General features: G+C 46.7%; 20 protein-coding genes. 18 read left to right on the top strand and 2 right to left on the bottom strand.

Translation table 11 applies throughout. The features are described from left to right. Nucleotides 1–90 precede the first annotated feature (90 nt). Nucleotides 91–3,420 carry a PD-(D/E)XK nuclease family protein gene (locus GPK88_RS16420; protein WP_173762535.1) on the top strand — a complete coding sequence of 1,110 codons (3,330 nt, stop codon included), beginning with the start codon at nt 91–93 and terminating at the stop codon, nt 3,418–3,420. Then, nucleotides 3,421–7,143, top strand: coding sequence for a helicase-exonuclease AddAB subunit AddA (addA, locus tag GPK88_RS16415; protein ID WP_173771746.1), 3,723 nt, complete (start codon nt 3,421–3,423; stop codon nt 7,141–7,143). A gap of 120 nt (nt 7,144–7,263) precedes the next feature. Here the strand turns inward: addA and GPK88_RS16410 are convergent, their stop codons facing one another. After that, a complete protein-coding gene (locus GPK88_RS16410; RefSeq protein WP_173762533.1) occupies nt 7,264–8,724 on the bottom strand; it encodes an RsmF rRNA methyltransferase first C-terminal domain-containing protein in 1,461 nt (486 codons plus the stop codon). A gap of 223 nt (nt 8,725–8,947) precedes the next feature. Between GPK88_RS16410 and GPK88_RS16405 the strand changes: the two genes are divergently transcribed. From GPK88_RS16405 to GPK88_RS16360, 10 genes are all read left to right on the top strand, one after another. Next, entirely contained in the window at nt 8,948–9,265 is a 318-nt protein-coding gene (locus GPK88_RS16405) for a PadR family transcriptional regulator (protein WP_015527209.1), read from the top strand. A 2-nt stretch (nt 9,266–9,267) separates the two neighbouring features. Continuing rightward, nucleotides 9,268–10,035, top strand: coding sequence for a DUF1700 domain-containing protein (locus GPK88_RS16400; protein WP_118062757.1), 768 nt, complete (start codon nt 9,268–9,270; stop codon nt 10,033–10,035). Beyond that, the gene (locus GPK88_RS16395; protein WP_215708045.1) at nt 10,032–10,949 is read left to right on the top strand and encodes a DUF4097 family beta strand repeat-containing protein; all 918 of its coding nucleotides are present in this window, start codon (nt 10,032–10,034) and stop codon (nt 10,947–10,949) included. The genes GPK88_RS16400 and GPK88_RS16395 overlap by 4 nt, the downstream gene beginning before the upstream one ends. A 13-nt stretch (nt 10,950–10,962) precedes the next feature. After that, on the top strand, nt 10,963–11,145 hold the full coding sequence (locus GPK88_RS16390; RefSeq protein WP_021977077.1) for a PspC domain-containing protein: 183 nt from the start codon (nt 10,963–10,965) through the stop codon (nt 11,143–11,145). A gap of 97 nt (nt 11,146–11,242) precedes the next feature. Beyond that, nucleotides 11,243–11,434, top strand: a complete 192-nt coding sequence (locus GPK88_RS16385) for an alpha/beta-type small acid-soluble spore protein (protein WP_015527205.1) — start codon at nt 11,243–11,245, stop codon at nt 11,432–11,434. Nucleotides 11,435–11,597: 163 nt separating this feature from the next. Then, entirely contained in the window at nt 11,598–12,653 is a 1,056-nt protein-coding gene (locus GPK88_RS16380; protein ID WP_173762531.1) for a DUF308 domain-containing protein, read from the top strand. Between the two features lie 43 nt (nt 12,654–12,696). Continuing rightward, the gene (locus GPK88_RS16375) at nt 12,697–13,524 is read left to right on the top strand and encodes an arginase family protein (RefSeq protein ID WP_173762530.1); all 828 of its coding nucleotides are present in this window, start codon (nt 12,697–12,699) and stop codon (nt 13,522–13,524) included. After that, complete coding sequence (locus GPK88_RS16370; protein WP_173762529.1) at nt 13,521–14,285, top strand: prolipoprotein diacylglyceryl transferase; 765 nt, start codon at nt 13,521–13,523, stop codon at nt 14,283–14,285. The genes GPK88_RS16375 and GPK88_RS16370 overlap by 4 nt, the downstream gene beginning before the upstream one ends. A gap of 67 nt (nt 14,286–14,352) precedes the next feature. Continuing rightward, nucleotides 14,353–16,101, top strand: a complete 1,749-nt coding sequence (locus GPK88_RS16365; RefSeq protein WP_173771748.1) for a S8 family peptidase — start codon at nt 14,353–14,355, stop codon at nt 16,099–16,101. 211 nt (nt 16,102–16,312) lie between these two features. Then, nucleotides 16,313–17,401, top strand: coding sequence for a class II aldolase/adducin family protein (locus tag GPK88_RS16360; protein WP_022426599.1), 1,089 nt, complete (start codon nt 16,313–16,315; stop codon nt 17,399–17,401). A gap of 150 nt (nt 17,402–17,551) precedes the next feature. Here GPK88_RS16360 and GPK88_RS16355 read toward each other — a convergent pair whose 3' ends face one another. Next, complete coding sequence (locus tag GPK88_RS16355; protein ID WP_173762527.1) at nt 17,552–18,778, bottom strand: 6-phosphofructokinase; 1,227 nt, start codon at nt 18,776–18,778, stop codon at nt 17,552–17,554. 156 nt (nt 18,779–18,934) lie between these two features. Between GPK88_RS16355 and GPK88_RS16350 the strand changes: the two genes are divergently transcribed. The 6 genes from GPK88_RS16350 (at nt 18,935) to GPK88_RS16325 (ending at nt 23,733) form a co-directional block, all read left to right on the top strand. After that, nucleotides 18,935–19,165: an HPr family phosphocarrier protein gene (locus GPK88_RS16350; protein ID WP_173762526.1), complete on the top strand. Its 231-nt coding sequence runs from the start codon at nt 18,935–18,937 to the stop codon at nt 19,163–19,165. 216 nt (nt 19,166–19,381) lie between these two features. Next, nucleotides 19,382–19,660, top strand: coding sequence for an autorepressor SdpR family transcription factor (locus GPK88_RS16345; RefSeq protein ID WP_015527197.1), 279 nt, complete (start codon nt 19,382–19,384; stop codon nt 19,658–19,660). Next, a complete protein-coding gene (locus tag GPK88_RS16340; RefSeq protein WP_330385206.1) occupies nt 19,647–20,306 on the top strand; it encodes an SdpI family protein in 660 nt (219 codons plus the stop codon). The genes GPK88_RS16345 and GPK88_RS16340 overlap by 14 nt, the downstream gene beginning before the upstream one ends. A gap of 157 nt (nt 20,307–20,463) precedes the next feature. Then, on the top strand, nt 20,464–20,895 hold the full coding sequence (locus tag GPK88_RS16335) for a hypothetical protein (protein WP_092068357.1): 432 nt from the start codon (nt 20,464–20,466) through the stop codon (nt 20,893–20,895). Nucleotides 20,896–20,929: 34 nt separating this feature from the next. Continuing rightward, nucleotides 20,930–22,216 carry a vWA domain-containing protein gene (locus GPK88_RS16330; protein WP_278795532.1) on the top strand — a complete coding sequence of 429 codons (1,287 nt, stop codon included), beginning with the start codon at nt 20,930–20,932 and terminating at the stop codon, nt 22,214–22,216. After that, nucleotides 22,213–23,733, top strand: coding sequence for an ATP-binding protein (locus tag GPK88_RS16325; RefSeq protein WP_173762524.1), 1,521 nt, complete (start codon nt 22,213–22,215; stop codon nt 23,731–23,733). Before GPK88_RS16330 ends, GPK88_RS16325 begins: the two co-directional genes overlap by 4 nt. Nucleotides 23,734–23,740 lie beyond the last annotated feature (7 nt).

Genomic DNA, 23,740 nt, shown 5'->3' with positions numbered 1-23,740 from the left:
GAGATGGAGAAATTATGCCAGAGCTCCCGTTCTATAGGAACAGGATTTGTGGTATGATAGGGGTACTTTAGACGGATCAGGAGGAAACAGATGTCTTTACAGTTTATTATAGGAAGTTCCGGAAGCGGAAAATCCTGTTATGCATATCAGAATATCATAGAACAGGCCGGACTGCATCCAGAGAAGCTTTTCTTTGTGATCGTGCCGGAACAGTTTACCATGCAGACCCAGAAGACGCTGGTGGAGATGAGTCCGGGAAAAGGAATCCTGAATATTGATATTTTAAGTTTTGAGCGTCTGGCATATCGCGTGCTGGAGGAAGTTGGTGGAGACAGCCGTACGCTTCTGGAAGAAACAGGTAAGAGTATGGTGCTCCAGAAGATGGTCCAGCAGCATGGAAAGGAGCTTTCCTACCTGGGAGGCCAGATGCGTAAGGCGGGATATCTGGATGAAGTGAAGTCCATTTTGTCGGAGTTTATGCAGTACGATATCCGGGACAGTGAGATCCAGGAGATGATCGAGGATTCCAGTGACAGAGCATTGCTTCAGATGAAACTGAAAGATGTATCTGTTCTTTATCAGGCTTTTATCGGGTATCTGAAAGATCATTATATGACAGGTGAAGAAGTGATGGACGCTCTGGAAAAAGCCCTTCCTTTTTCAAAAAAGATGAAAAACAGTGTTCTTCTTTTGGATGGATACACCGGTTTTACGCCCATTCAGATGCGGGTGGTGGGAGAGCTGCTTGCTGTCTGTGAAAAAGTGATGGTGACGGTGACTATGGATGCAACCGAGAATTTAAGCACCAGAGGGAAGCCCTATCAGCTTTTTTATATGAGCCGTCAGATGATCCACGGACTTTCGGAACTGACTAGGGATATTGAGGAATCGATCCTTTTGAAAGATGTGAGAAAATCCCGGTTTTCCCAGGCACCGGCTCTTCATTTTCTGGAAAAAAATATCTTCCGTTACCGGAAAAACGTATATAAAAAGAAGCAGGATGAGATCTGTATGTTTTCCGCAACGAGTCCTCTGAAAGAGATGGAAGAAACTGCCCGGCGGATTGCCAGACTTGTCCGTGAAAAAGACTGCCGTTACGGTGAGATCGCGGTGATCACCGGTAACCTGGAGGAGTACGGAAATCTTGCGAAGCAGGTGTTTACAGCAGCCGGGATCCCGTATTTCATTGATGAGAAACATACGGTTCTGATGAATCCTTTTGTGGAATATTTCCGTGCGGCACTTGAGATGGCAGTGCAGGATTTTTCCTATGAGAGTGTATTCCGTTATCTCCGGTGCGGGATGTCCTGCGTGACCAGGGAGGAAGCAGATCTTCTGGAGAATTATGTGCTGGCTCTTGGCATCCGTGGATTTAAGAAATGGGATGAAGTATGGGTGCGTATTTACCGGGGGATGCCGCCGGAGAGCATTCAGAGGCTTAATGAGATCCGGGAGCGGTTTGCGGATGAGACCAGGGAGCTGGCGTTAAGTTTTAAAGGCGGGAAGAAGACGGTACGGGAATACTGTACCATTCTCTATGAGTTTGCCCTGAAGAGCCAGGTGCAGCAGAAACTGAAACATCAGGAACTGAAATTTAAGGAACAGGGCGACAAGGCCATGGAGAAGGAGTATGCTCAGATATACGGGATCGTTATGGAACTTCTGGACAACATGGTGGAGATCCTGGGTGAGGAGACAGTGAGCCGCCAGGATTTCCGGCAGCTTCTGGAGACCGGTCTTAATCAGGCCAAAGTAGCATTGATTCCTCCAAGTATGGATCAGGTACTTGTGGGAGATATGGAGAGAACCAGGCTGAAAGATATCCGTGCACTGTTTTTTGTTGGAGTCAATGAGGGGAATATCCCCAAGAATACTTCCGGTGGGGGAATTTTGACTGAGCTTGACCGGGAATTTTTTCAGGATCAGGGGATACAGCTGGCACCTGGTCCGAAAGAGCTGATGAATACGCAGAGATTTTATCTCTATCTGAATATGACCAAGCCGAGAGAACTTCTCTGCCTTTCTTTCTGTCAGTCGGACAGTCAGGGAAAGGCTTTAAGCCCGGCATTTCTGATTAATAATATCCGGGAAATGTTTCCGGAAATGGAGATCCGGCAGTGTGGGGAAGCGCAGGACTCCATGGAGCTTCTGGAACTTCCGGGAATCAGTCTGGATTATCTGCTGAAAGGTCTTGCGGGAGAATCGTATCGGGATGATGCAGTGTTCCAGGAACTGTACAGCTGGTACCTTCAGAGTCCGGAATATAGGACACTTGTGAAACGGCTGACAGAAGTATCTTTTTCGGAACGTCCGTCGGATATGATCGGAAAAACGGTGGCAGGAATTCTTTACGGGGAAGTTTCTCCGTACAGTGCTACCAGGCTGGAGCGGTTTGCGGCCTGTGCCTTTGCACATTTCCTGCAGTATGGCTTGAAAGTGACAGAACGGGCGGAATATGAATTCCGTGCTATGGATATGGGAAATGTGATGCACATGGCACTGGAAAAATTTGCGGCGGAAGTCCGAAAAGAGGGACTGGACTGGGCGGATCTTACAGAGGAAGAAAGAAACCGTATCATAGATGACTGTCTGGATCAGGTTTCCGCAGATTACGGAAATACAGTTCTCAAAAGCAGTGCAAGGAATGAATATATGATCGAGCGGACCAGACGGATCTTAAGGCGTACGGTGTGGGCACTGCAGGAACAGCTGAAACATGGAGAATTCCGGCCGGAAGGTTTTGAGGTGAAATTTGAAGGTGGCCGGATCGATCGTGTGGATATTATGGAAGAACCGGAGAACAACCGGGTCTATGTAAAAGTTATTGATTACAAGACCGGAAATACTTCCTTTGATATGCTGGCGCTGTATCATGGCTTGCAGCTGCAGCTGATGATCTATCTGGATGGTGCACTGAAGGTGGAACAGAGAAAGTATCCGGACCGGGAAATTGTTCCTGCGGGAATTTTTTATTATAATGTGAAGGATCCCATGATCCAGGAGAAGATCCATGCGGACGTAGAGAGGGTCCAGGATCAGATGCTGAAAAAACTGAAAATGAACGGTCTGGTCCAGGCGGATGATGATGTAAGCATAAAGATTGATGAAACTCTTGCATCCATACCAGTGTCCAGAAATAAGGACGGAAGTTTCAGCAGGCGGTCTTCGGTGGCATCCAGGCAGCAGTTTGATGCGCTGGGAGAATATGTGCGCCGTAAGATCTGCGATATCCGGGAATCGATCTTGGACGGAAATGCGGCAGTGGCACCTTATGAGCTTGGAAAAAAGAATGCCTGCACTTACTGTCCGTACAGTACGGTCTGCGGATTTGACAGAAAGATACCGGGATATGAGTTTCACAGATTGCCGTCGTTCACAGAAAGTGACCTGTGGAAAAAAATCATGAAGGAGGACGAATAAATGGCTGTGAAATGGACGGAAGAACAGGAAAAAGTCATTACGCTCCGGGACAGGAATATTCTGGTCAGTGCGGCGGCCGGTTCCGGTAAAACCGCAGTGCTGGTACAGAGGATCTTAAGTAAGATCATGGATCCTGTGAAACCGGTGGATATTGACCGCCTTCTGATCATGACTTTTACAAGAGCGGCAGCAGGAGAGATGAGAGAACGTATTGAACGTGCCCTGGATCAGGCACTGGCCGAAGATCCGGATAATGAGCATCTACAGAGACAGATGACACTGATCCATACTGCACAGATCACGACCATTGACGGATTCTGCTCCTATGTGATCCGGAATTATTTTCATCTGATCGGACTGGACCCGGGTTACAGGACAGCAGATGAAGGAGAACTGAAGCTTTTGCAGGAAGACGTGCTCAAGGAGCTTTTTGAAGATTATTATGCAGAGGGCGATGAGGATTTTACCACTTTTGTGGAATGCTATGCGGCAGGGAAATCCGATGAAAGCCTGAAAGAGCATGTTCTGGATTTGTATGATGCGTCCATTAGTAATCCCTGGCCCGAAGAGTGGCTGGATGGCTGTGTGGAGAATTACTGCCTGGACCCGGAAAAAGGAATTGTGGAAACAAAGTGGTACCAGTCTCTGTGGGAAATTGTGGACAGTGCGCTGAAGGAAGCAGAAGAACTGAACCGGAGTGCCATGGAGATCTGTGGAGAAAGTGAGGGACCGGAACTGTATCTGGATGCCCTGCAGAAAGATCTTGTGCTGATCCGGCAGTTGCAGGAACTGTCCGATAAACAGGACTATGATCAGATGGTACAGACTCTGCAGAATCTTTCATTTGCAAGGCTTTCCACAAAAAAGATGGAAGGGGTATCCGGCCAGCTGAAAAGTCTGGTAAAAGATATCCGGGAAGATGCAAAGGATATCCTGAAAGATCTGGGAAGCCGGTATTTTCAGTGCAGTCTTGAGGAACTGACGGAGCTGACGCTGGCATCTGCAGGACCATTAAAGATGCTGGTAAAACTCACCAAAGATTTTGCACAGCGTTTCAGTGACAAGAAGAGGGAAAAAAATGTCCTGGATTTCTCAGACATGGAACATTTTGCCCTGGAGATCCTTCTGAAAAAAGAAGGAGATATCTGTACGCCAAGCCAGGCAGCAAGGGAACTTTCCGAGAAATACGATGAGGTTCTTCTGGATGAATATCAGGACAGCAACCTGGTTCAGGAAATTCTGATGCAGAATGTTTCCGGCTGGGTGAATGACCGTAAAAATATCTTTATGGTAGGAGATGTGAAGCAAAGTATTTACCGGTTCCGACTGGCTCGTCCGGAGCTGTTTATGGAGAAGTACAAAAGCTATTCTCTGACAGACAGCCTGGAGCAGAGGATCGATCTTCACAAAAATTTCCGAAGCAGACCGGAGGTTCTGGAAAGTGTCAACTTTATTTTCCGCCAGATCATGGGTGCGGATCTGGGTGGAATTGATTATGATGAGGCGGCAGCTCTGTATCCGGGAGCCACTTTTTCAGAGGGACAGGATAGCGAATTCGTAAAGACTGAGGTTCTTCTTGTGGAAAAAGACGGGGAGATCCTGGAGGATTCCGATGTGGACGCACCGGAAAATGAAAGGGAGCTGGAGGCTCTGGCCATTGCAGGAAAAATCCGTTCCATGGTGGGACATGACCTTGTGCTTGACAAGGAAACCGGGGAGTACCGTCCTGTACGGTATGGAGATATTGTGATCCTGCTCCGCTCTGCCACCGGATGGGCAGAGACTTTTGGGGAAGTGCTGGCTGCAAGAGGGATTCCGTCCTATACGGCGTCCCGAACCGGATATTTTTCCACAACAGAGGTTGTTACACTTCTGAATTATCTCCGGGTGCTGGATAATCCTCTTCAGGATATTCCTCTGACCGGTGTGCTTCGTTCTCCCATTGTGGGATGCACCACAGAGGAGCTGGCAGAGCTTCGGATCGCATATCCGGAGGGAATGATCTGTGAATGTGTGCGGGCATTTGTGGAGGATTATCGGGAACACCGGATTTTTGAGGAGAAGAAAAAAACTCTGGGAGAGAAACTATCCCGTTTTTGGGACACAATGAACGGACTCCGGGATATGGCTGCATATACGCCGGTTCACCAGCTGATCCTGGAAGTGTTGGAACGTACCGGATATGGAAACCATGCAAAGGCTATGCCAGATGGCGCACAGAGAAGTGCAAACCTGAACATGCTGGTGGAAAAAGCCATGGAATACGAGAAGACAAGTTATCGTGGTCTGTTTAATTTTGTACGGTATATCCAGAAGCTGCAGCAGTATCAGGTGGATTACGGAGAGGTGAACCTTTCCGGGGCAGGAGAAAGTGCTGTGCAGATCATGACCATTCATAAGAGCAAGGGTCTGGAGTTTCCTGTTGTGTTTGCGGCAGGAATGGGGAAAAGGTTTAATTTCCGGGATATGAATGCAAGTATTCTGATCCATCCGGATCTTGGCATCGGTGCGGACGCCATACTGCCGGAAAAGAGGATCATCGCATCATCCCTGTGCAAACAGATCATCCGCCGGGAACTTCTTAAAGAAAGTCTGGGGGAGGAACTCCGTGTGCTGTATGTAGCACTTACCAGAGCAAAAGAAAAACTGATTCTCTGTGGAACAGTGGGAGATCTGGAACAAAAATTGACATCACTGTCCGTATTAAGGGACAGTAAAGAAGAGCTGCTTTCTCTGGGACTGCGTATGCGTGGAAAAACTTACTGGGATTATGTACTTCCATCTCTTGCAAGGCACAGGTGTATGTCGTCACTTTTCCATGAATATGGAATATTTATGAACCGGATGAATCCACTGTATGGGGATCCTTCGGAATTTGTGGTGACGAAGATCACAGCACAGGATCTTACAGAAAATGAGATTGTGGAACAGGCAGAGCGGGAAATGAAGAAAGAAACTCTGGAAAACTGGAATCCGGGCAGAGTTTTTGACAGTGAGATCCGGGAAGAGATCGAGAGACGGTTTTCTTTCATATATCCATATCAATATCTGGAAGATCTTCCTGTGAAAGTCAGTGTATCAGAACTGAAAAAGAGAAGTTACCACAGTGAACAGGATCTTGAAGAGACGGTGGATTATGAGACGGAAGAAGAAATTCAGCCGATAGTTCCTCGGTTTATCGAGGAGAAAAAAGAGAAAGGTTATACAGGAGCACTTCGCGGAACGGCTTATCATCGGGTGATGGAGTGCCTGGATTACGGACATGCCGGAAGCCAGGAGGAAATCCGCAGTCAGCTGAGAGAATGGGGTGATAATAAGAAGATGGAAAGAAAAGAGGCTGAGTCTGTCCGGGTAAGAGACATCTGGAACTTTGGGGAATCATCTCTCGGCCAGAGGATGAAAGCGGCTTCAGAGAAGAAGCTGCTGTTTAGGGAGCAGCCCTTTGTGATCGCAAGAAAAGCTTCGGAGCTGGAACCGGAGTGGCAGTGTGAGGAAGATGTTCTGGTGCAGGGAATCATTGATGCGTATTTTATAGAGGCGGAAGAAATCGTTCTGGTGGACTATAAAACGGACTTTGTGAAACGTGGAGAAGAACAGAAACTGATCGACCGTTATCGTGTTCAGCTGGAAGATTATGCCCAGGCGCTAGAGCGGATGACAGGCCGGAAAGTGAAGGAACGGTATATTTATTCGTTTACGCTGGGAAAAGAAATTCTGTTGTGAGAAATATTGTTGTGAAAAATAAAAGTCAGAGACCGAATACTTACTTTGCAGAAAGGTTCGGTCTCTGACTGGCAAATGCGATATTATATTGATGTGGGGAAATATCCTGCGGCGGAGCGCTTATACTCTCCAGCCCGCAGGATATTTGTTTTTCAGGATTCCGTTTACAAGTTTTCCGAATCCGAGAGGATAACCGTCCACGCAGAGAAGATGCCAGCCTTTTTTGTGAGCGGCCTCTTCCGGCTCGATCATAAGAGTTTCGCCTTTCAGATAACGGGTAAGCCGCTCATCAGAAACTGGCAGAGAGATAACGGCTTCCACATCTCCTTTATGAAGAGCCAGCGCCAGTGGCTGAGACGGCTCAAATCGGTTTTTCTTCAGATCACCCAGATAGAGACCGTTTCGAAGGAAGGAGATCCCCCGGAGATCCAGCGGGAAAGGCAGCTGATAGTACACTTTATCTTTGCGGACTTCCACACGGTTCCAGTCAAATTCCTGGCCGCCAATGGTTTTCAGGCCGATCTCAGAGAAAAATTCCTCCAGCCATTTCCGGGTGTTTTTGTCCGGCCCTTTTGCGGAGAAACGGAAAACAGGTGGAAGAGAATCGCCTTTTTTGTGGAACAGGGCGAGAAAATGACCTTCGCCATCCATTTTGTGTGGAAAGATTCGGACGCATTTTTGAAGTTCTTCCGGATCAAATGTATTTAAGTTTAATGCGATTTCGGAATCGGAAGTGTCTGCTGTACTGGCATATTCCGGGCGACCCTGAGAGAATCCTTCGTATCCTGACATTTCCATAAGTTCCATATCCGGACGCTCACGGAGAAGATAGGCTACAACTTCTTCATCTTCGCAGGGAGAGAAGGTACAGGTGGAGTAAAGCATCATTCCACCTGGACGGAGCATATCGGCAGCTTTTAAGATCAGGTCTTTCTGGATATCGGAAAGTTCTGCGGATTTTCCCGGGGTCCAGTCACGGGCAAGTGCTTCCTCTTTTCGGAACATGCCTTCCCCGGAGCATGGGGCGTCCAGAAGGATCTTATTAAAGAAAGCCGGGAAACGCTGGGCAAGTTTTGCCGGTTTTTCGTCTGTGACGAGCATATTTTTCATGCCAAAAAGTTCCAGATTCCGAAGAAGGGCTCTGGCTCTGGAAGTGCTGATATCATTGGCAAGAAGAAAGCCGGTATCATTTAAGGCAGCCCCAAGGGCAGTTGCTTTTCCACCGGGAGCCGCACAGAGATCCAGGACAAAATCTCCCGGTTCGATGGCAAGTCTGGAAGCCGGTGCCATGGCACTTGGTTCCTGAAGATAATAAAGTCCTGCCTGGTAGTAAGGGCATCGGGCGGGGCGGCTTTCCTCATCGTAGAAGTATCCGGTATTGATCCACGGGATCGGACGGATTGGGAAAGGGGAAAGTTCCTGAAAGTCCTGGCAGGAGAGCTTTGCGGTGTTTACACGGAGACCGTAGGTGCGGGGATTTTCGTAGCTTTCAAGGAAAGCGTCATAATCATCTCCAAGCATTTCTTTCATACGCTCCAGAAAAGGAAGCGGTAATGTCTGTATTTTATCTGAATCTGTCATAATTTCCTCCATAATATCAATCTCAAACTGCTGAAAATATTATAAAGGATGAAAGGATTTTTCTAAATACTATTGACAAAACTATATTATACGATATATAGTATTATTCACAGAACAATATTACATGGCTTATCATGTGAATGAAAAACGCCATCGCGTTTCATGAGCATGTAGTAAGGTGGAAGTTGAATGTCCATTTTACAGGTCATAGAGAGGTGAGCAGATGGTATTTAATACAGGAGCAGCCCTCCTGGATGCGATTGTCCTGGCTGTTATTTCCAGAGAGAAGGACGGTACCTACGGGTATAAGATCACCCAGGATGTGCGAAGTGTTCTGGAAGTTTCAGAATCCACGCTGTATCCGGTTCTTCGAAGGCTTCAGAAGGATGAATGCCTGGAAGCCTACAATATGGAATATGCAGGCAGAAACCGGAAATATTACAAGCTGACAGATAAGGGCGCAGCGCAGCTGAATCTTTACAGAAGTGAATGGGAGATCTATTCATCCAAGATTACCAGGATGTTTGAGGAGGGAGTATAATTATGAACAGAAAGCAGTTTATGGAACAGCTTGAACGGCTGCTTTCCGATATTTCAGAGGCGGAGAGACAGGAGGCACTGGAATATTATGAAGGATATTTTGATGATGCAGGTCCGGAGAATGAAGGAGAAGTGATCCGGGAACTGGGAAATCCGGGGAAGGTTGCCGCGATCATCAAGGCAGATCTTCAGGAGAACAGTGAAGATTACGGGGAATACACAGAGAACGGATATCAGGACACCCGTGTGAAAGAGAACGGGGAGATGCCAGATCAGTACACAGAAATAACAGTACGCGGAGATGGACAGGAAGAAGAGCCTCATGATACAGGAAGTGCCGAAAACCGCAGGAAAAGTCGGGCCCAGCGTGGCTATCATGCAGAGAAGAAGCAGAATAAGGCAGGGATCATCCTTGCGCTGATCGTTCTTGTTTTTGCGGCTCCTTTGATTAAAGGATTGTTTGGCGGAGCACTGGGGATTCTGGTGACACTGGCGTTACTGCCCTTCCTGCTGACATTTTTTGCGGGAGCGGGATCGATCATTCTTGTAATCGGTGCAGTTGCGTGTATTGCTGTTGGAATTGCCATGGTGGTATCTCTTCCGTCGGCCGGGATCCTGACTATCGGTATCGGATTTCTGATGATGGCACTTGGACTTTTGTTACTGGCACTGACGGTGTGGTTCACAGGTAAGATACTGCCGGCGATCCTGCGGAAATTTACAGGATTCTGCAGTAATCTCCTGAATGGAAGAAAGGCGGAAAAAGTATGAAACGTTTTCTGAAAGTAATCCTGATCCTTGCGGCAGTATTCGGTGCGGCGGGTTTGGGACTTACTGCAGGCGGAGCTGCCGTGGGAGCGACCATGGGGGATGTGAGTGTGCTGGATCATGGGATCACGCAGGTGCTTCGTGTGCTGGATCATGAAGACAGTTGGGAAGTGGAAGACTCTGAAGAAGATATGGATGAGCTGGAGGATGATTTTCAGGCAGCTGCAGAGAGCGCGGTAACTGAGAAGGGCGTCCTGGTAGGCAGTGCAGACAGTTCCGCATATACGAAGGTATATGAGGCTTCGGCTGTGTCAGACCTTTCCTGTGACCTGAGATACGAAAAACTGGTTTTGAAAACATGGAATGAGGACAAAGTTCAGGTGAAAGTTACAGGGAGGGACCACAATCGTGTTAAGATCAGCAATGACAACGGCAGTCTGAGAATTGCAAGCAATCAAAAAGTGAGAAACCGTTCCGTAGAAATTTTTTGCCCGGAAAACTTAAGCTTTCAGAAGATAAAACTTCAGATGGGAGCAGGAACCATCGAACTGGATGGTGATTTTAAAGCGGGTCAGATGGAAGTAAATGTGGGGGCCGGAACCATTGAAAATTCCGGCAGTCTGAATATAAAAGAAGCAGATTTTACAGTCGGAGTGGGAACTGCCGACATCAGTGAACTTCAGGTGGAGAATTTAAAAGGAAGCTGTGGTATGGGAGATATGGAGCTTACACTTACAGGAAAAGCTGCTGATTATAATTATGAACTGAAATGCGGTCTTGGAAATCTGGAACTGGATGATTCGATGGAAACGTCTATCACTTCCGGAAATAAACAGATCACAAATGAAGCTGCCGTAAAAAATATAAAACTGGATTGCGGAATGGGAAACGTTCAGGTTGAATTTGAAGAAGATTAAAGGAGGAAGCATTGTGAGCAACAAAAAACTTTATAAATCATCAGTAAACCGTATGTTATGTGGTGTCTGCGGCGGAATCGCGGAATACTTTGATATCGATCCGACTCTTGTCCGGCTGGTATGGGTGATCATCACGCTGATGGGTGGAGCCGGAATCCTGGCGTATATCATTGCGGCCATCATTATCCCGGATTAAAGCTGACAGCATCCGTAAAGGACGGACATATTTTTCAGAATGCATAATTTCTCCGGAAATTGTTCATACTCCATAAAAAAGATGAGGAGTGTGGAAGATGAACAGGGAGAAAGAAGTAAAGGCATACCTGGAGGGGAAACTTTCCCAGGCAGAAAAACTGAAATACGAGATTGCCGATGAGATGGGAGTCCTGGATAAAGTGATCAAAGACGGGTGGAAAAGCCTCTCTGCAAAAGAAACCGGACGGATCGGTGGTCTTATGACAAAAAAGAAGAAACATAAAAAGTAAAATGCAGCCTGAAGGAACGCGGTGAAATGCCGCCGGAAAAATCCTTCAGGCTGTATTGAATTATAAGAAAATTTTTTGAAAAAAGAATTTTTTTTTGACGGTTCAGGGTGGACTGACCAGTGGAAAAGAGCTATACTGTTGGAATAACAGAGGAGGTATAAAAATGGGTGAAAAAATCAATAACATTCTGAAGGGTGAGATCATCTCTTCCGTATTTTATATACTTCTGGGACTTTGCCTGATCCTGATCCCCACACAGACGGTGGATGTGATCTGTAAAGTGGTATTCGGGCTGATCCTCATCGGAGTTGGCATTTATCATATCTATATTTACATACGTGGAAAAGCAACTGCTACGATCATGGATCTTTTAAGCGGTGTAGTTGTTTTCGTGCTGGGCGTGTTCCTTTTTATGACACCTTCCATCGTGATCAAGCTGCTTCCATGGATGCTCAGTGCATTTGTACTGGTTGACAGTCTGTGGAAATTTAAAGGTGCTTTTCTTCTGAAAAAAGGTGGACGCGGTGCATGGAGTGTGCTTCTGATCGGCAGTCTTGTTTTTATTGCACTTGGAATTGTGATGTTGTTTGGAAGATTTCCAAAGATCATGACGCTGTTGATCTTTTCCGGTTGGGTGCTGGTGTGTGACGGAGCTGCGGATATCATATTTTTTATTATTATGAAGCTGGGACTTCGAAAAATCGCGAAAAAAGCGGAGGCAGAGAAGGAAGAGGCTGGTTCAGATGCTGTAAATGAAACAGCAGATATGGATATGCCAGATGATACAAAACCGCAGGATGAAAATGAGCTAAATGAGTTGCAGAGTGGGAGTGGAACAGAATATCCAACAGACAATGTGGCCGAGAGTACACCGGTTGAAGCAATGGAAACGGAACCGGAGAAAAAGTCCAGACGTGGAATCTTCCGAAAAAAAGAGAAGGATCAGGAGGAAGAGAGTAAACCTGTAACAGAAACTACAGAAGAAACTACAACGGCTATGACGGCACAGGATACAGACGGATATTCTACGGACAGAAAAGAGACAGAAGAGTCCGCAAAACCGGAAGAAGAACAGAAGCAGGAGAATTCCCGCTGGGAAAAAGAACCGGAGAATGTAGAAATGAAACTCTGGGATGTGGGCAAAGACCAGGCGGAGACCGGCAGCCTGAAGGATCTTCTGGACGGTTCCGATGAAGACCTGGAAGAGTGGAAGGACTGACACCTCTCTTGCATCATCTGCCATTCCGTGGTAAGATGTGCACATGAAAAATACAGATAAAAATATTAAGATACTGATGATGGATTTTTCCGGAATATATGAGGATCAGCAGTTCTGGAGGGGAAAAGAAGCAGCCCGGGTGGAGGCCAGGGACATTCCCGGAACTAACTGCTACTGCGATGAGGATGCGATGAATGCCATTCGCAGCCGCATTGCCCCTTATTCTTCCGGAGAGATCCATTTTATTGATTCCGGAAACTATCACTATATGACAAGGATCTGGCTGGAAAAGATCCCGGAGCCTTTTGAACTTCTTGTATTTGACAATCATACAGATATGCAGCCGCCTGCTTTTGGCGGCCTGCTTTCCTGCGGAGGATGGATTTATGATTCCATTATGGAACTTCCTCTGCTTAAAAAGGTGATCCTGATCGGCCCGGATGAGGAGGCTTTTTCCAGAGTGGAACCGGAGCTTAGGGAAAAGGTGGAGTTTTTGAGCAGGGAGAAACTTCTGGAAATGGAAGATGTGGAAGTGTGTGCATTTGTAAAAGAACAGGTGGGAGAATATCCGTTATATATTTCCATAGACAAAGATGTGCTCTGCGAGACGGATGCAGACACAAACTGGAGCCAGGGTGATATGCGGTTAAGTACCATGATGAAATGTCTGGGTGCTGTTAGAGAGAAATGTGTAGAAGAAAGTCTCAGGATCCTGGGCGTGGATATCTGTGGGGAATGTGATGCCAAAGAGCCAGGAAACAGTGCTTTGAATGACAGGGCCAATGCTGCGCTGCTGGAATTTTTTACATCCACAGATGTGGGTGAGGATATTGAGGAAAACAAAAACGGGACATCAGGAGGAAACCGATGAAAAATGAACTTCTTACCATCGGGCCATTTACGGTATACGGGTATGGCCTGATGATCGCCATTGGAATTGTGGCAGGTTGTCTGACTGCAGAGTACAGAGCCAGAAAACAGGGACTTGACAGTGAACAGATCTTTCCGATGGTCCTGTGGTGCCTGGTGGGTGGATTTCTTTGTGCAAAACTTCTCTTCTGGATTACAGAGTGGAAATCAATCATTCAGGATCCGGGATTTATGATGGAAACGTTAAGTTCCGGTTTTGTGGTGTTTGGAGGAATCATCGGCGGGATACTGACAGGATTTTTGTACTGCAGGATCAGAAAACTTGTATTTTTTAAATATGCGGATGTGATCCTGCCATCTGTGGCACTGGCCCAGGGATTTGGACGGATCGGATGTTTTCTGGCGGGCTGTTGTTATGGAAAAGAGACAGAGAGAGTTTTTTCTGTGATATTTCAGAATTCAGAATATGCGCCCAATCACGTGGCACTGATCCCGACGCAGCTGTATTCCAGCGGACTGGATTTTCTGCATTTTCTTTTGCTGTTGCTGATCGCGCGGAATAAAAAAGCAGATGGCCAGGTGACTGCCTGCTATCTGATCTTTTACAGCATTGGACGCTTTGTGATCGAGTTTTTTCGTGGAGATATTATCCGGGGAAGTGTGGGGATTTTGTCAACTTCCCAGTTTATCAGTATTTTTACCGGGATTGCTGGGATTGTGCTGTTGATACTGGTGATGAAAAGAAAGAATCAGACAGCGTAGGACAGTAGTGTCATAAGGACAGGTTTTCTTTGCATACATCTATGAAAAAGACGAAAGCAGGCCTGCCATGCTCAGAAAAGAAGATTTTGAACCAAATATGAAAACAGAGGATAAGATCCCCGGAGCGCAGTCGGAAAATCCGGCACAGAGTCAGCGCTTCGGGGATTTTATCGTGAAATATATGCAGAATGTAAAGGACACCATGGAACTTTTTTCGGGGACATCTTTTCAGGCAATCAATGAGATTTTCGGGGTTCTCTATGTTCCGCTGGAAAGTATGGGAGAACTTGAGGTCACGGGAACATCCTATAATTCGATCCCGAAATGTTACACGTATATGGACATGGAGGCAGCAGGGGCATCGGGGATCACCAGGCTGCATGACCATCCGTATCTCAAACTTCGGGGAAAGGGGACGGCGGTGGCAGTAATCGACTCGGGGATTGATTATCAGAATGCCGTGTTTCGAAATGCAGGCGGTTCCAGGATCGCTTATTTATGGGATCAGTCGCTGGAAGATGGGACTGATATAGCAGGTACAGAAGTTCCCTATGGCAGGTTATTCCGTAAAAATGATATCGACCAGGCACTGGCTTTTGAGGATCCGTTTTCTGTTGTGCCATCCCGTGATACCAATGGACATGGCACGGCACTTGCCGGCATTGCGGCAGGAAATATGGTCCCGGGAGAAAATTTTACCGGAGCGGCGCCGGAAGCGACATTGATCATCATCAAGGTAAAACCGGCAAAACAATACCTCCGGAATTTTTATCTCTACCCTCCGGATGCAGAAGTCTTTCAGGAAAATGACGTGATGATGGCCATCGCTTATGCGATTTCCTGGGCGAAAAAACTGGAGATGCCACTTTCTATCTGCCTGGGAATCGGAAGCAGCCAGGGTGCTCATCTGGGAACCAATGCGTTAAGCCAGTATGTGGACTATGTGGCAAATTTTTCCCAGGTATCCGTATCTGTGGCAGCAGGAAACGAAGGAAATACAAGAAACCACAGCACGGGGATTTTTTCTCAGGAAAGGGAGCAGATCGTGACAGAGCTCCGTGTGGCAGAAAGGGAGCAGGGATTTACCATGGAATTCTGGGGAGAGCCACCGGAGATCTACGGGCTTTCCATCCAGTCACCCACCGGTGAGATATTGGAAGTCAGCAGTTCCATCGGTTCCAGAACTCAGGAGCTTTCTTTTGTCTTTGTGGAAACAAAGGTGTATGTGAATTATATCCTGATTGAGCGGCAGACCGGATATTCGCTGGTGTATATCCGATTTTTCCATCCGGCGTCCGGCATCTGGAAAATTTTCACCCAGGCAAGAAACAGACAGAACGTACAGTTCCACATGTGGCTTCCTGTGGAAGGGCTGATCTCCCAGGATACCTATTTTCTGGAACCCTCTCCCTACACCACGGTGACAGCGCCGGGAGATGCCAGGAACAGCATCACGGCAACCGCCTACCAGCACCGTGACGGAAGCATCTATATTGCAGCAGGCAGAGGCTATACACCAGATGGTATGATAACCCCACATCTGGCAGCACCTGGCGTTAACGTAAAAGTACCACTGGTACGAGGAGATTTTGGAACCCGCTCCGGAACCAGTATCTCCGCCGCACAGACCGCTGGTATCGCGGCACTTCTGTTTGAATGGGCGATCATACGAGATAACCAGCCGTTTTTTACCGGGAGCAGCGTGAAATATTATCTGCAGAGAGGCGCAAGAAGAGAAGAAAACATGCAGTACCCAAACCCGGAGTGGGGGTATGGGAAGGTGGATCTGTATCATACCTTTGAACTGCTGACGTGAGATGATGCGAGCTGGAAAAAATATGAAAAGCAGAAACAGATCATTTCCTTTGGAAAGAGTAGATGCATAGATATTACATTTGGAAAAATAATAAAAGGATACGAAAGTACTAATTTTGGAAAAAATATTCATATAGATAATTCACTTTGTATCGTGTACTATAAATATATGGAAAAATCATATAATGACACAACAGGGAGGAATTTTACTTATGGAGCTTTCAACTTTGGTAAAAATGTCAAACACTTACGGAAGTAATCCGGCTTATGTTCTGGCAGGAGGCGGTAATACTTCTGTAAAAGACGATACAACATTGTATGTAAAGGGATCTGGTACACAGCTTGCTACCATTAAGGCAGAGGAATTTGTCAAAATGGACAGAGCCCGTCTGAATGAGATCATGAAAACGGAATATCCGGCAGATGATGTGAAGCGTGAATCTGCATATCTTGCAGATGTAATGGCGGCAGTGACCGATGAGGATAAAACCAAACGTCCCAGCGTGGAAGCGCTGCTCCACAATCTGTTTGCCTATACGTATGTCCTGCATGTTCATCCGACACTTATCAATGGACTGACCTGCGGAAAGGGCGCAAAGGCTCTCTGCAAAGAGCTTCTTGGAAAAGACGTACTCTGGATCGATATCTGCAAACCGGGATACACACTTGCCCGTATCTGCTTCGAGAAAATGAATGCCTATAAAGAAGAAACAGGAAAAGACGTGCAGGTCCTTCTGCTTCAAAATCACGGAATTTTTGTTGCGGCTGATACTGTAGAGGAAATCGGCGTTTTATTTGATGGTGTGATCGGAAAGCTGGAAAAGCAGGTAAAGAGAACTGCGGATGTAAGTGATGCAGTTACACCTGAAAAAGAGCAGGCAGCACAGAAGCTTTCCAGTCTGCTCGGACATGCGGTTGAGGTCGTACCGGCTGCGGAGGCTGATGATTTTGTAAAAGATAAAACTGCTGCGGCACCTCTTCTGAAGCCGTTTACTCCGGATCATATCGTATACTGCGGACCTTATCCGTTATTTGTGGAAAATATTGATGAGGCGAAAAATGCGCTGGATGCATTTATGACAGAGCATGATAAAGAGCCAAGACTGATCCTGGTACAGGGCGTTGGCGCATTTATCATGGAAGATGACAAAGGAAAGGCAGCAAAGGCACAGCTTCTGGTAAAGGATGCGATCAAGCTTGCGGTGTATGCGGAGAGCTTTGGCGGCCCGCTGCAGATGACCGATGAGATCACATATTTTATTACACACTGGGAAGCAGAAGCATACCGCAGTAAGAAATAAAAAAGAAAAATATATAGAGAAATAAAGAAAATGCATCGGGAACTATCAGGAAATTCCCGGTGCATTTTTTTGTCAAATGACGGATAAATAGTTACTCAGGACAGAGTTACGCAGCAAATGTGGATATTTTTATCCGCATTACTACAAATCTTATTTCCGATACACGAATGCCGGCAGTCCGTCCTCGCCAACCGGAACATTTACAGTTCCCTGGATCAGCGGGCGGGCATAGCGGATAAAGTCTTCGGTGACATCGGAGCCGTCTTCTGTGATCCATTCCACAGGGACAGTCTTTTCTTCGTTGCAGATAGCGTTGACATCCTCCAGTGTGCATTTCATGGAGTACGGGGAATCACTCTGACGTTTAAATGCAATCATCTTTCCGGTTTCACCGTTCAGGGCAGCCTGTACACCAAATTCACCGGCGAGAATTGCCTCCTGCTGGTCTGTCTCGGAGAGCATGGATGCAGAGCAGCGCTGGCTTACGTTGAGTTCTACAGAGCGGGCTTTGACACCAAGGCGGCTGCGTACAAGATTCTCAAGGTATTTACCGCAGCCTGCAAGCATCTTGTGGCCGAAAGCGTCGGTACCGGCAGCACTGTCGTATTCGCAGATGAAAGTGCCGTCTTTATCATGAATGCCCTCGGATACACAGACGACAACGTTGCAGTTTTTCTCAAAGGCAGCATTAACTTTCTGGAGAAATTCCTCTACATCGAAATCCGTTTCCGGAAGATAAATGAGAAGTGGATTGTCTCCGGTGTATTTCCGTGCAAGGGCAGCGGCTCCGGTGAGCCAGCCAGCGTGACGTCCCATGATCTCGATGATGGTGGCAGATTTTTTCTCATAGACACAGGCGTCCAGGGTGATCTCACGGACAGTGGAAGCCACGTAACGGGCAGCGCTTCCGAAGCCTGGGGTATGGTCCGTATTTACAAGGTCATTATCAATGGTCTTCGGCTCGCCGAGGATACGGATGTCGCTGCCGATCTTTTCGGCATAGCGGGAAAGCTTGCTGACGGTATCCATGGAATCATTTCCTCCGATATAAAAGAACCAGCCGATGTTCATCTCCTCGAATTTCCGGAACAGCTTCGGATAAACCGGATCTTCCAGAGATTCCGGAAGTTTGTAACGGCAGGAGCCAAGATAGGCGCCAGGTGTCCAGGTAAGAGCGCGAAGCTGTTCGCCCGGAAGTGCTTCCTGAAAATCAAGGACTGTTCCGTTTAAAAATCCCTCAATACCGTTGACCATGCCATAAACGTGGTCGATCTCTTCTGTATGTTTAAGTGCTTCAGATACCACACCGTAAAGACTGCTGTTGATCGCTGCGGTCGGTCCGCCGGACTGTCCTGCGATAAGGTTCTTTTTTGACATTCTGATACCTCCTGGGTGTTGTTTTTTTATATTGTAACAGAAATAGGAGAAGATAACATCTAAAAAAATCACCTTTTTTATAAAAAAATTACTCTATACAAATAGTTATATCATAGTAAAATAGTAGTATAGATAGAGAAAAGAGGTGAAAAAACGATGACAGTAAAAAAAGTACAGTTTGAGAGCATGGATGAAGTAAACCGTTTTCTTGATGTGACGGAGCATTTTCCGTTTGCAGTGGATCTGAAAAGGGGAAGCAGAACAGTAAATGGCAAATCCATTCTTGGAGTTGCATCCATTGGCCTTGGCAGAGAGACGGACTTTTGTGCACATGTGCCGGAGCTTGCGCCGGAGATCACATCCAGTCTTGGTTTTTGCATGAGGTAGGTTTAAGAGGGGAAAAAATAAATAATGGTTGATCGATGGTGAATGAGGATATCGTAAGGTCGCAGAGGCGATGATCGATATCCTCATTTTTTTATATATGACAAATGTAACTATTTAGAAAAAAATCTAAATACTTATTGACTGGGAAAAATGGAAATGATATATTCTATTTAGAAATATTTCTAAATACTATACGAAAGGGGGAAGATATACACGATGGCGTTTGCGGAAACCTTCAAGGCACTTTCGGATCCTGTGCGGAGAGAAATCCTGCAGCTTCTGAAAAACGGGAAAATGTCAGCCGGAGAGATCGGAGGACATTTTGACATGACAGGTGCAACTATATCCTATCATCTGAAAATTCTGAAGAAAGCAGATCTTGTGTGGGAGACGAAGGTGAAGAATTTCGTGTATTATGAACTGAATACCACAGTTGTGGAGGAACTGCTTCTGTGGCTTAGTGATCTGAAAGGGGGAAAGAATGATGAAAGGTGAAGAAAGAAAAGAATTTCTGAAGGAATATAAAATGTCTCTGATCTCCGGGAGTATCCTTACGATCTCGCCGTCACTGGCAGGGATCCTGCTGTGGAACCGTCTGCCGGAGAAGATCGCAACACATTTTGATCAGCACAATCTGGCCAACGGCTGGAGCAGCAAGCCGATGGCCGTTTTCGGAATTCCGTTTCTGCTTTTGCTGATCCATCTGTTTTGCGTGTTTTTTACAGCCAATGATCCAAAGAGAAAAAATATCAACAGGCGTATCTTTACCATGACCCTGTGGCTGGTTCCTGTGGTGTCTGTGATCACCTGCATGTCGATCTATGGTCTTGCTCTGGGTATGGACATTGATATCGGTGTGATCGTGAATATCATGGTGGGGATCATGTTTATCATCCTCGGAAATTACGTTCATAAGGTGAAACAGAATTATACAGTGGGAATGAAGCTTCCCTGGACCTTGAACAGCGAGGAGAACTGGAACCGTACCAACCGTATGACAGGCTGGATACTGATCCTGTCAGGGCTGCTTTTTCTTATGAATTCCCTGCTCCTGAAAACGGAAATTGTTTTTGCGGTAATTTTGCTGGTCATCCTTGTGCCAATGATCTATTCATTTATTCTTTATAAAAAGGGAATCTGAGAAAATAATTTCGGACCGTCACTGTCAGAAAAAAGGCAGTGGCGGCTTCTTTTTTATCAAAAAATAATGTTCAAACAAAGCGGTACGTGATATGATAATGTCATACAAAAGCATTTCCTCGAACACTATAAACAGACAGCAGACAGGAGGGATCATTATGACAGAATTAAGCCGTTTTCAAAAAGATGTGGAAGTTGCTGCCACTGCTCTTGAAATGCGGGCGGAGAACGAGGATGCCAAAGAAGAGGCCATTCATCTTTACCGGAAATTCGGAAGTACCAAACAGGAGCCGCTGCGGCTGGCAGTTGCCCTGCGGGGATATTTTCTGGAGGAAGGTGTGGAGGAAGAGGAACGCGCGCATTATGGAGCATATCTTAAGAAAAGGATCCGTCCGGCTGTGGAACGCCTGATTCTGGAAGATGACTGGGAAAAGATCGAGAAGCTTTATGAGAACGAATGGTTTGGGGAACAGGAGCTGGAGGTGTTCCTGAAACTGGCTGAAGAGTGGAGGAGACCTGCAGCGCTGATGGGACTTCTCCATTTGAAAAAAGCAAATTATGGATTTAAAGAGAAGAAATTCGAGCTGTGATTTTTTCAGGAAATCGGGAATGGAGGCGGATTCGGTGGAACGGAGGCAGGAAGAGCTTGGAATACATATCCTGGAAAATATAAGGAACGAACTGTACTACTATTTTCCATATCTGGACGGTGCTTTTGCCTGCATTTCCGGGAAGGGCTCAGAGCAGACCGGAACTATTGGAACAGATGGAGCTTTTTTTCTTTTTTCCCCGGAATATCTTCTGAAGCTTTATGTAAAAAAGCCGGAGGCAGTGCGAAGAGGTTATCTGCATATGCTGCTGCACTGTCTGTATCTGCACCTTTTTCGGGAGGATCAGGAGGACAGACGCTTATGGAACCTGGCCTGTGATATTGCGGTGGAACAGATCATTTCCAGGGAAAAGATCCCGATTCTGGAGACAGGCGGCGATGCGAAAAAAATCCGTGAAAAGGTTTTTCATATTCTGGGAGACAGGTCGGATTCCGCAGAAAAGATATGCCGGAAGCTGAAGGAACAGGCTTTTCCGTTTCACCTGGAAGAACTGGAGGAAGCCTTTCATTTTGATGACCACACCCTGTGGGACACCTGCACAGGAGAAAAAGGAAAAAGAACAAAGGAAAAATGGAACAAGCTTCTTTCCTATACTGCCGCAAACCGTCAGGATCACCGGAAACGGCGGGGAAGTCAGAAAGGGGACCAGAAGGAAGAGGCAGGAACGGTAAGATCCGGAAGGTACGATTACAAAAAGTTTCTCCGTCAGTTTTCTGTGCTGCGGGAAGAGGTGGAGCTGGATACGGAAAGCTTTGATTATATTTTTTATAATTACGGGATGGAGCATTATGGAAATCTTCCGCTGATCGAGCCGCTGGAATATAAGGAAGTGAACCGTCTGGAGGAGCTGGTGATCGCCATTGATACTTCCGGCTCCTGCGATGGAGAGACTGTGCGGAGATTTCTTGGAGAAACGTATTCCATTCTCAGTGAAAAAGAGAATTTTTTCCATAAAATGAAGGTGTACCTGATCCAGTGTGATTGCTGTATCCAGGATGTTAAGGTGATCCATTCCGAGGAAGAATGGAAGGAATACAGCAAAAATATCACCATACAGGGCCGGGGAGGAACGGATTTCCGGCCGGTGTTCCGGTATGTGAAGGAGCAGCAGGAGAAAAAAGAAATCCGCAGTCTTAAAGCTCTGATCTATTTTACAGACGGGGATGGGATATATCCCGGAAGCAAACCGGATTATGAAACGGCCTTTGTGTTTTTACATAAAACAGAAAAAATGGAGCTTGTTCCGCCCTGGGCGATCCGGCTTGTGGCAGAACAGGAAGGAGTGCGTTACAGAACATGAACATAAAAGAGGCAAAAGAAGAGATCAAACATACCTTACTGGCTTACAACCGGAAGGATGCAGCCGGGCGCTATACATTTCCCAAACTCCGGCAGCGTCCCATCCTGCTTATGGGGCCTCCCGGAATCGGGAAAACAGCGATCATGGAGCAGGTGGCAGAGGAATGTAATGTAGGTCTGGTAGCCTATACCATTACCCATCATACAAGACAGAGCGCGGTAGGACTGCCAAGGATCGTGACCCGGTGCTACAACGGAAAAGAGGTCAGCATCACAGAGTATACCTTAAGCGAGATCATTGCTTCTGTGTATGATTGTATGGAACGTACCGGAAAGAAGGAGGGAATCCTGTTTATCGATGAGATCAACTGTGTCTCCGAGACACTTGCGCCTACCATGCTGCAGTTCCTTCAGAACAAGACCTTCGGAAGCCACAGTGTGCCGGAAGGATGGCTGATTGCGGCAGCAGGAAATCCTCCGGAATATAATAAATCGGTCCGGGAGTTTGATATTGTAACACTGGACCGTGTGCGGAGGATGGATATCGAGGCAGATCTTGAGGTGTGGATGGAGTATGCCTGGAAAAAGGAGATCCACGGATCAATCCTGGCTTATCTCGGCATGAAAAAGGATCATTTTTATTCTGTGGAGAATACAGTGGACGGGAAATTCTTCGTGACAGCAAGAGGCTGGGAAGACCTGTCTGAGATCCTGAAGGCTTATGAGGAGCTGGGCGTGGAGATCACAGAGAATCTGGTCGGGGAGTATTTATGCAGAGAGGAGATCGCAAGAAGCTTTTTTGCCAGCTATCAGCTGTATCGGAAGTACGGAGAGGACTATGGCCTGGAACGTCTGCTTTCCGGAGAGATGCCGGAGGAGGAACAGCAGAAAAAGGTAAAAATGGCGAAGGAAGCTTCCTTTGAGGAACGCTTCCTTGTGACAGGGCTTCTGCTTGACGGTCTGAACGGAGGTTTTCTGACCTATGAGAAGATGGATGGTGAGACAGGTGCTGTTTATCAGGAACTTCTGCATCTGAAAGCTTTTCTTCAGGATAAAAAGGACATGACAGCGCTGGATGAATTTACAGATATGAAGAAGAAAAGTCTGGCTGTCCGTCTGGAGGCGGAGCTTCTTACCGCAGATCAGCAGACTACGGAAGAGCTTGTGATCCGCACTCTGGAGGAATTCAGCCTTACTATCCGAAAGGAGCATATTACAGAAACAGAGGCTGGCTTTGAACGGATCCGGCAGCTGTTTACGGAAATGGCGGAGAAGAGAAAGGCCTGTGCGAAAAAGATCAGCGGGGAGCTGGAACAGGCATTTACATTTATGAAGGAATGCTTCGGGGACGGACAGGAAACGGTGCTTTTTGTCACCGGATTGACCAGGAACAGCCATGCGGCGGCCTTTATCCGGGAGTATGGCTGTGATCCTTATTTTGCCTGTAGTGAGAAGCTTCTTTACTGGAAGCAGGAGAAAAAGCTTCAGGAGGAATGTGCATCGCTATTAGAAATATGAATGATCC

Origin of the sequence: Blautia sp. MCC269 (assembly GCF_018785655.1) — a bacterium.
Classification (GTDB): Bacteria; Bacillota; Clostridia; order Lachnospirales; family Lachnospiraceae; genus Blautia_A.
Note: the sequence above shows the minus strand (reverse complement) of the source record. Positions and strands in the feature narration are given on the sequence as shown.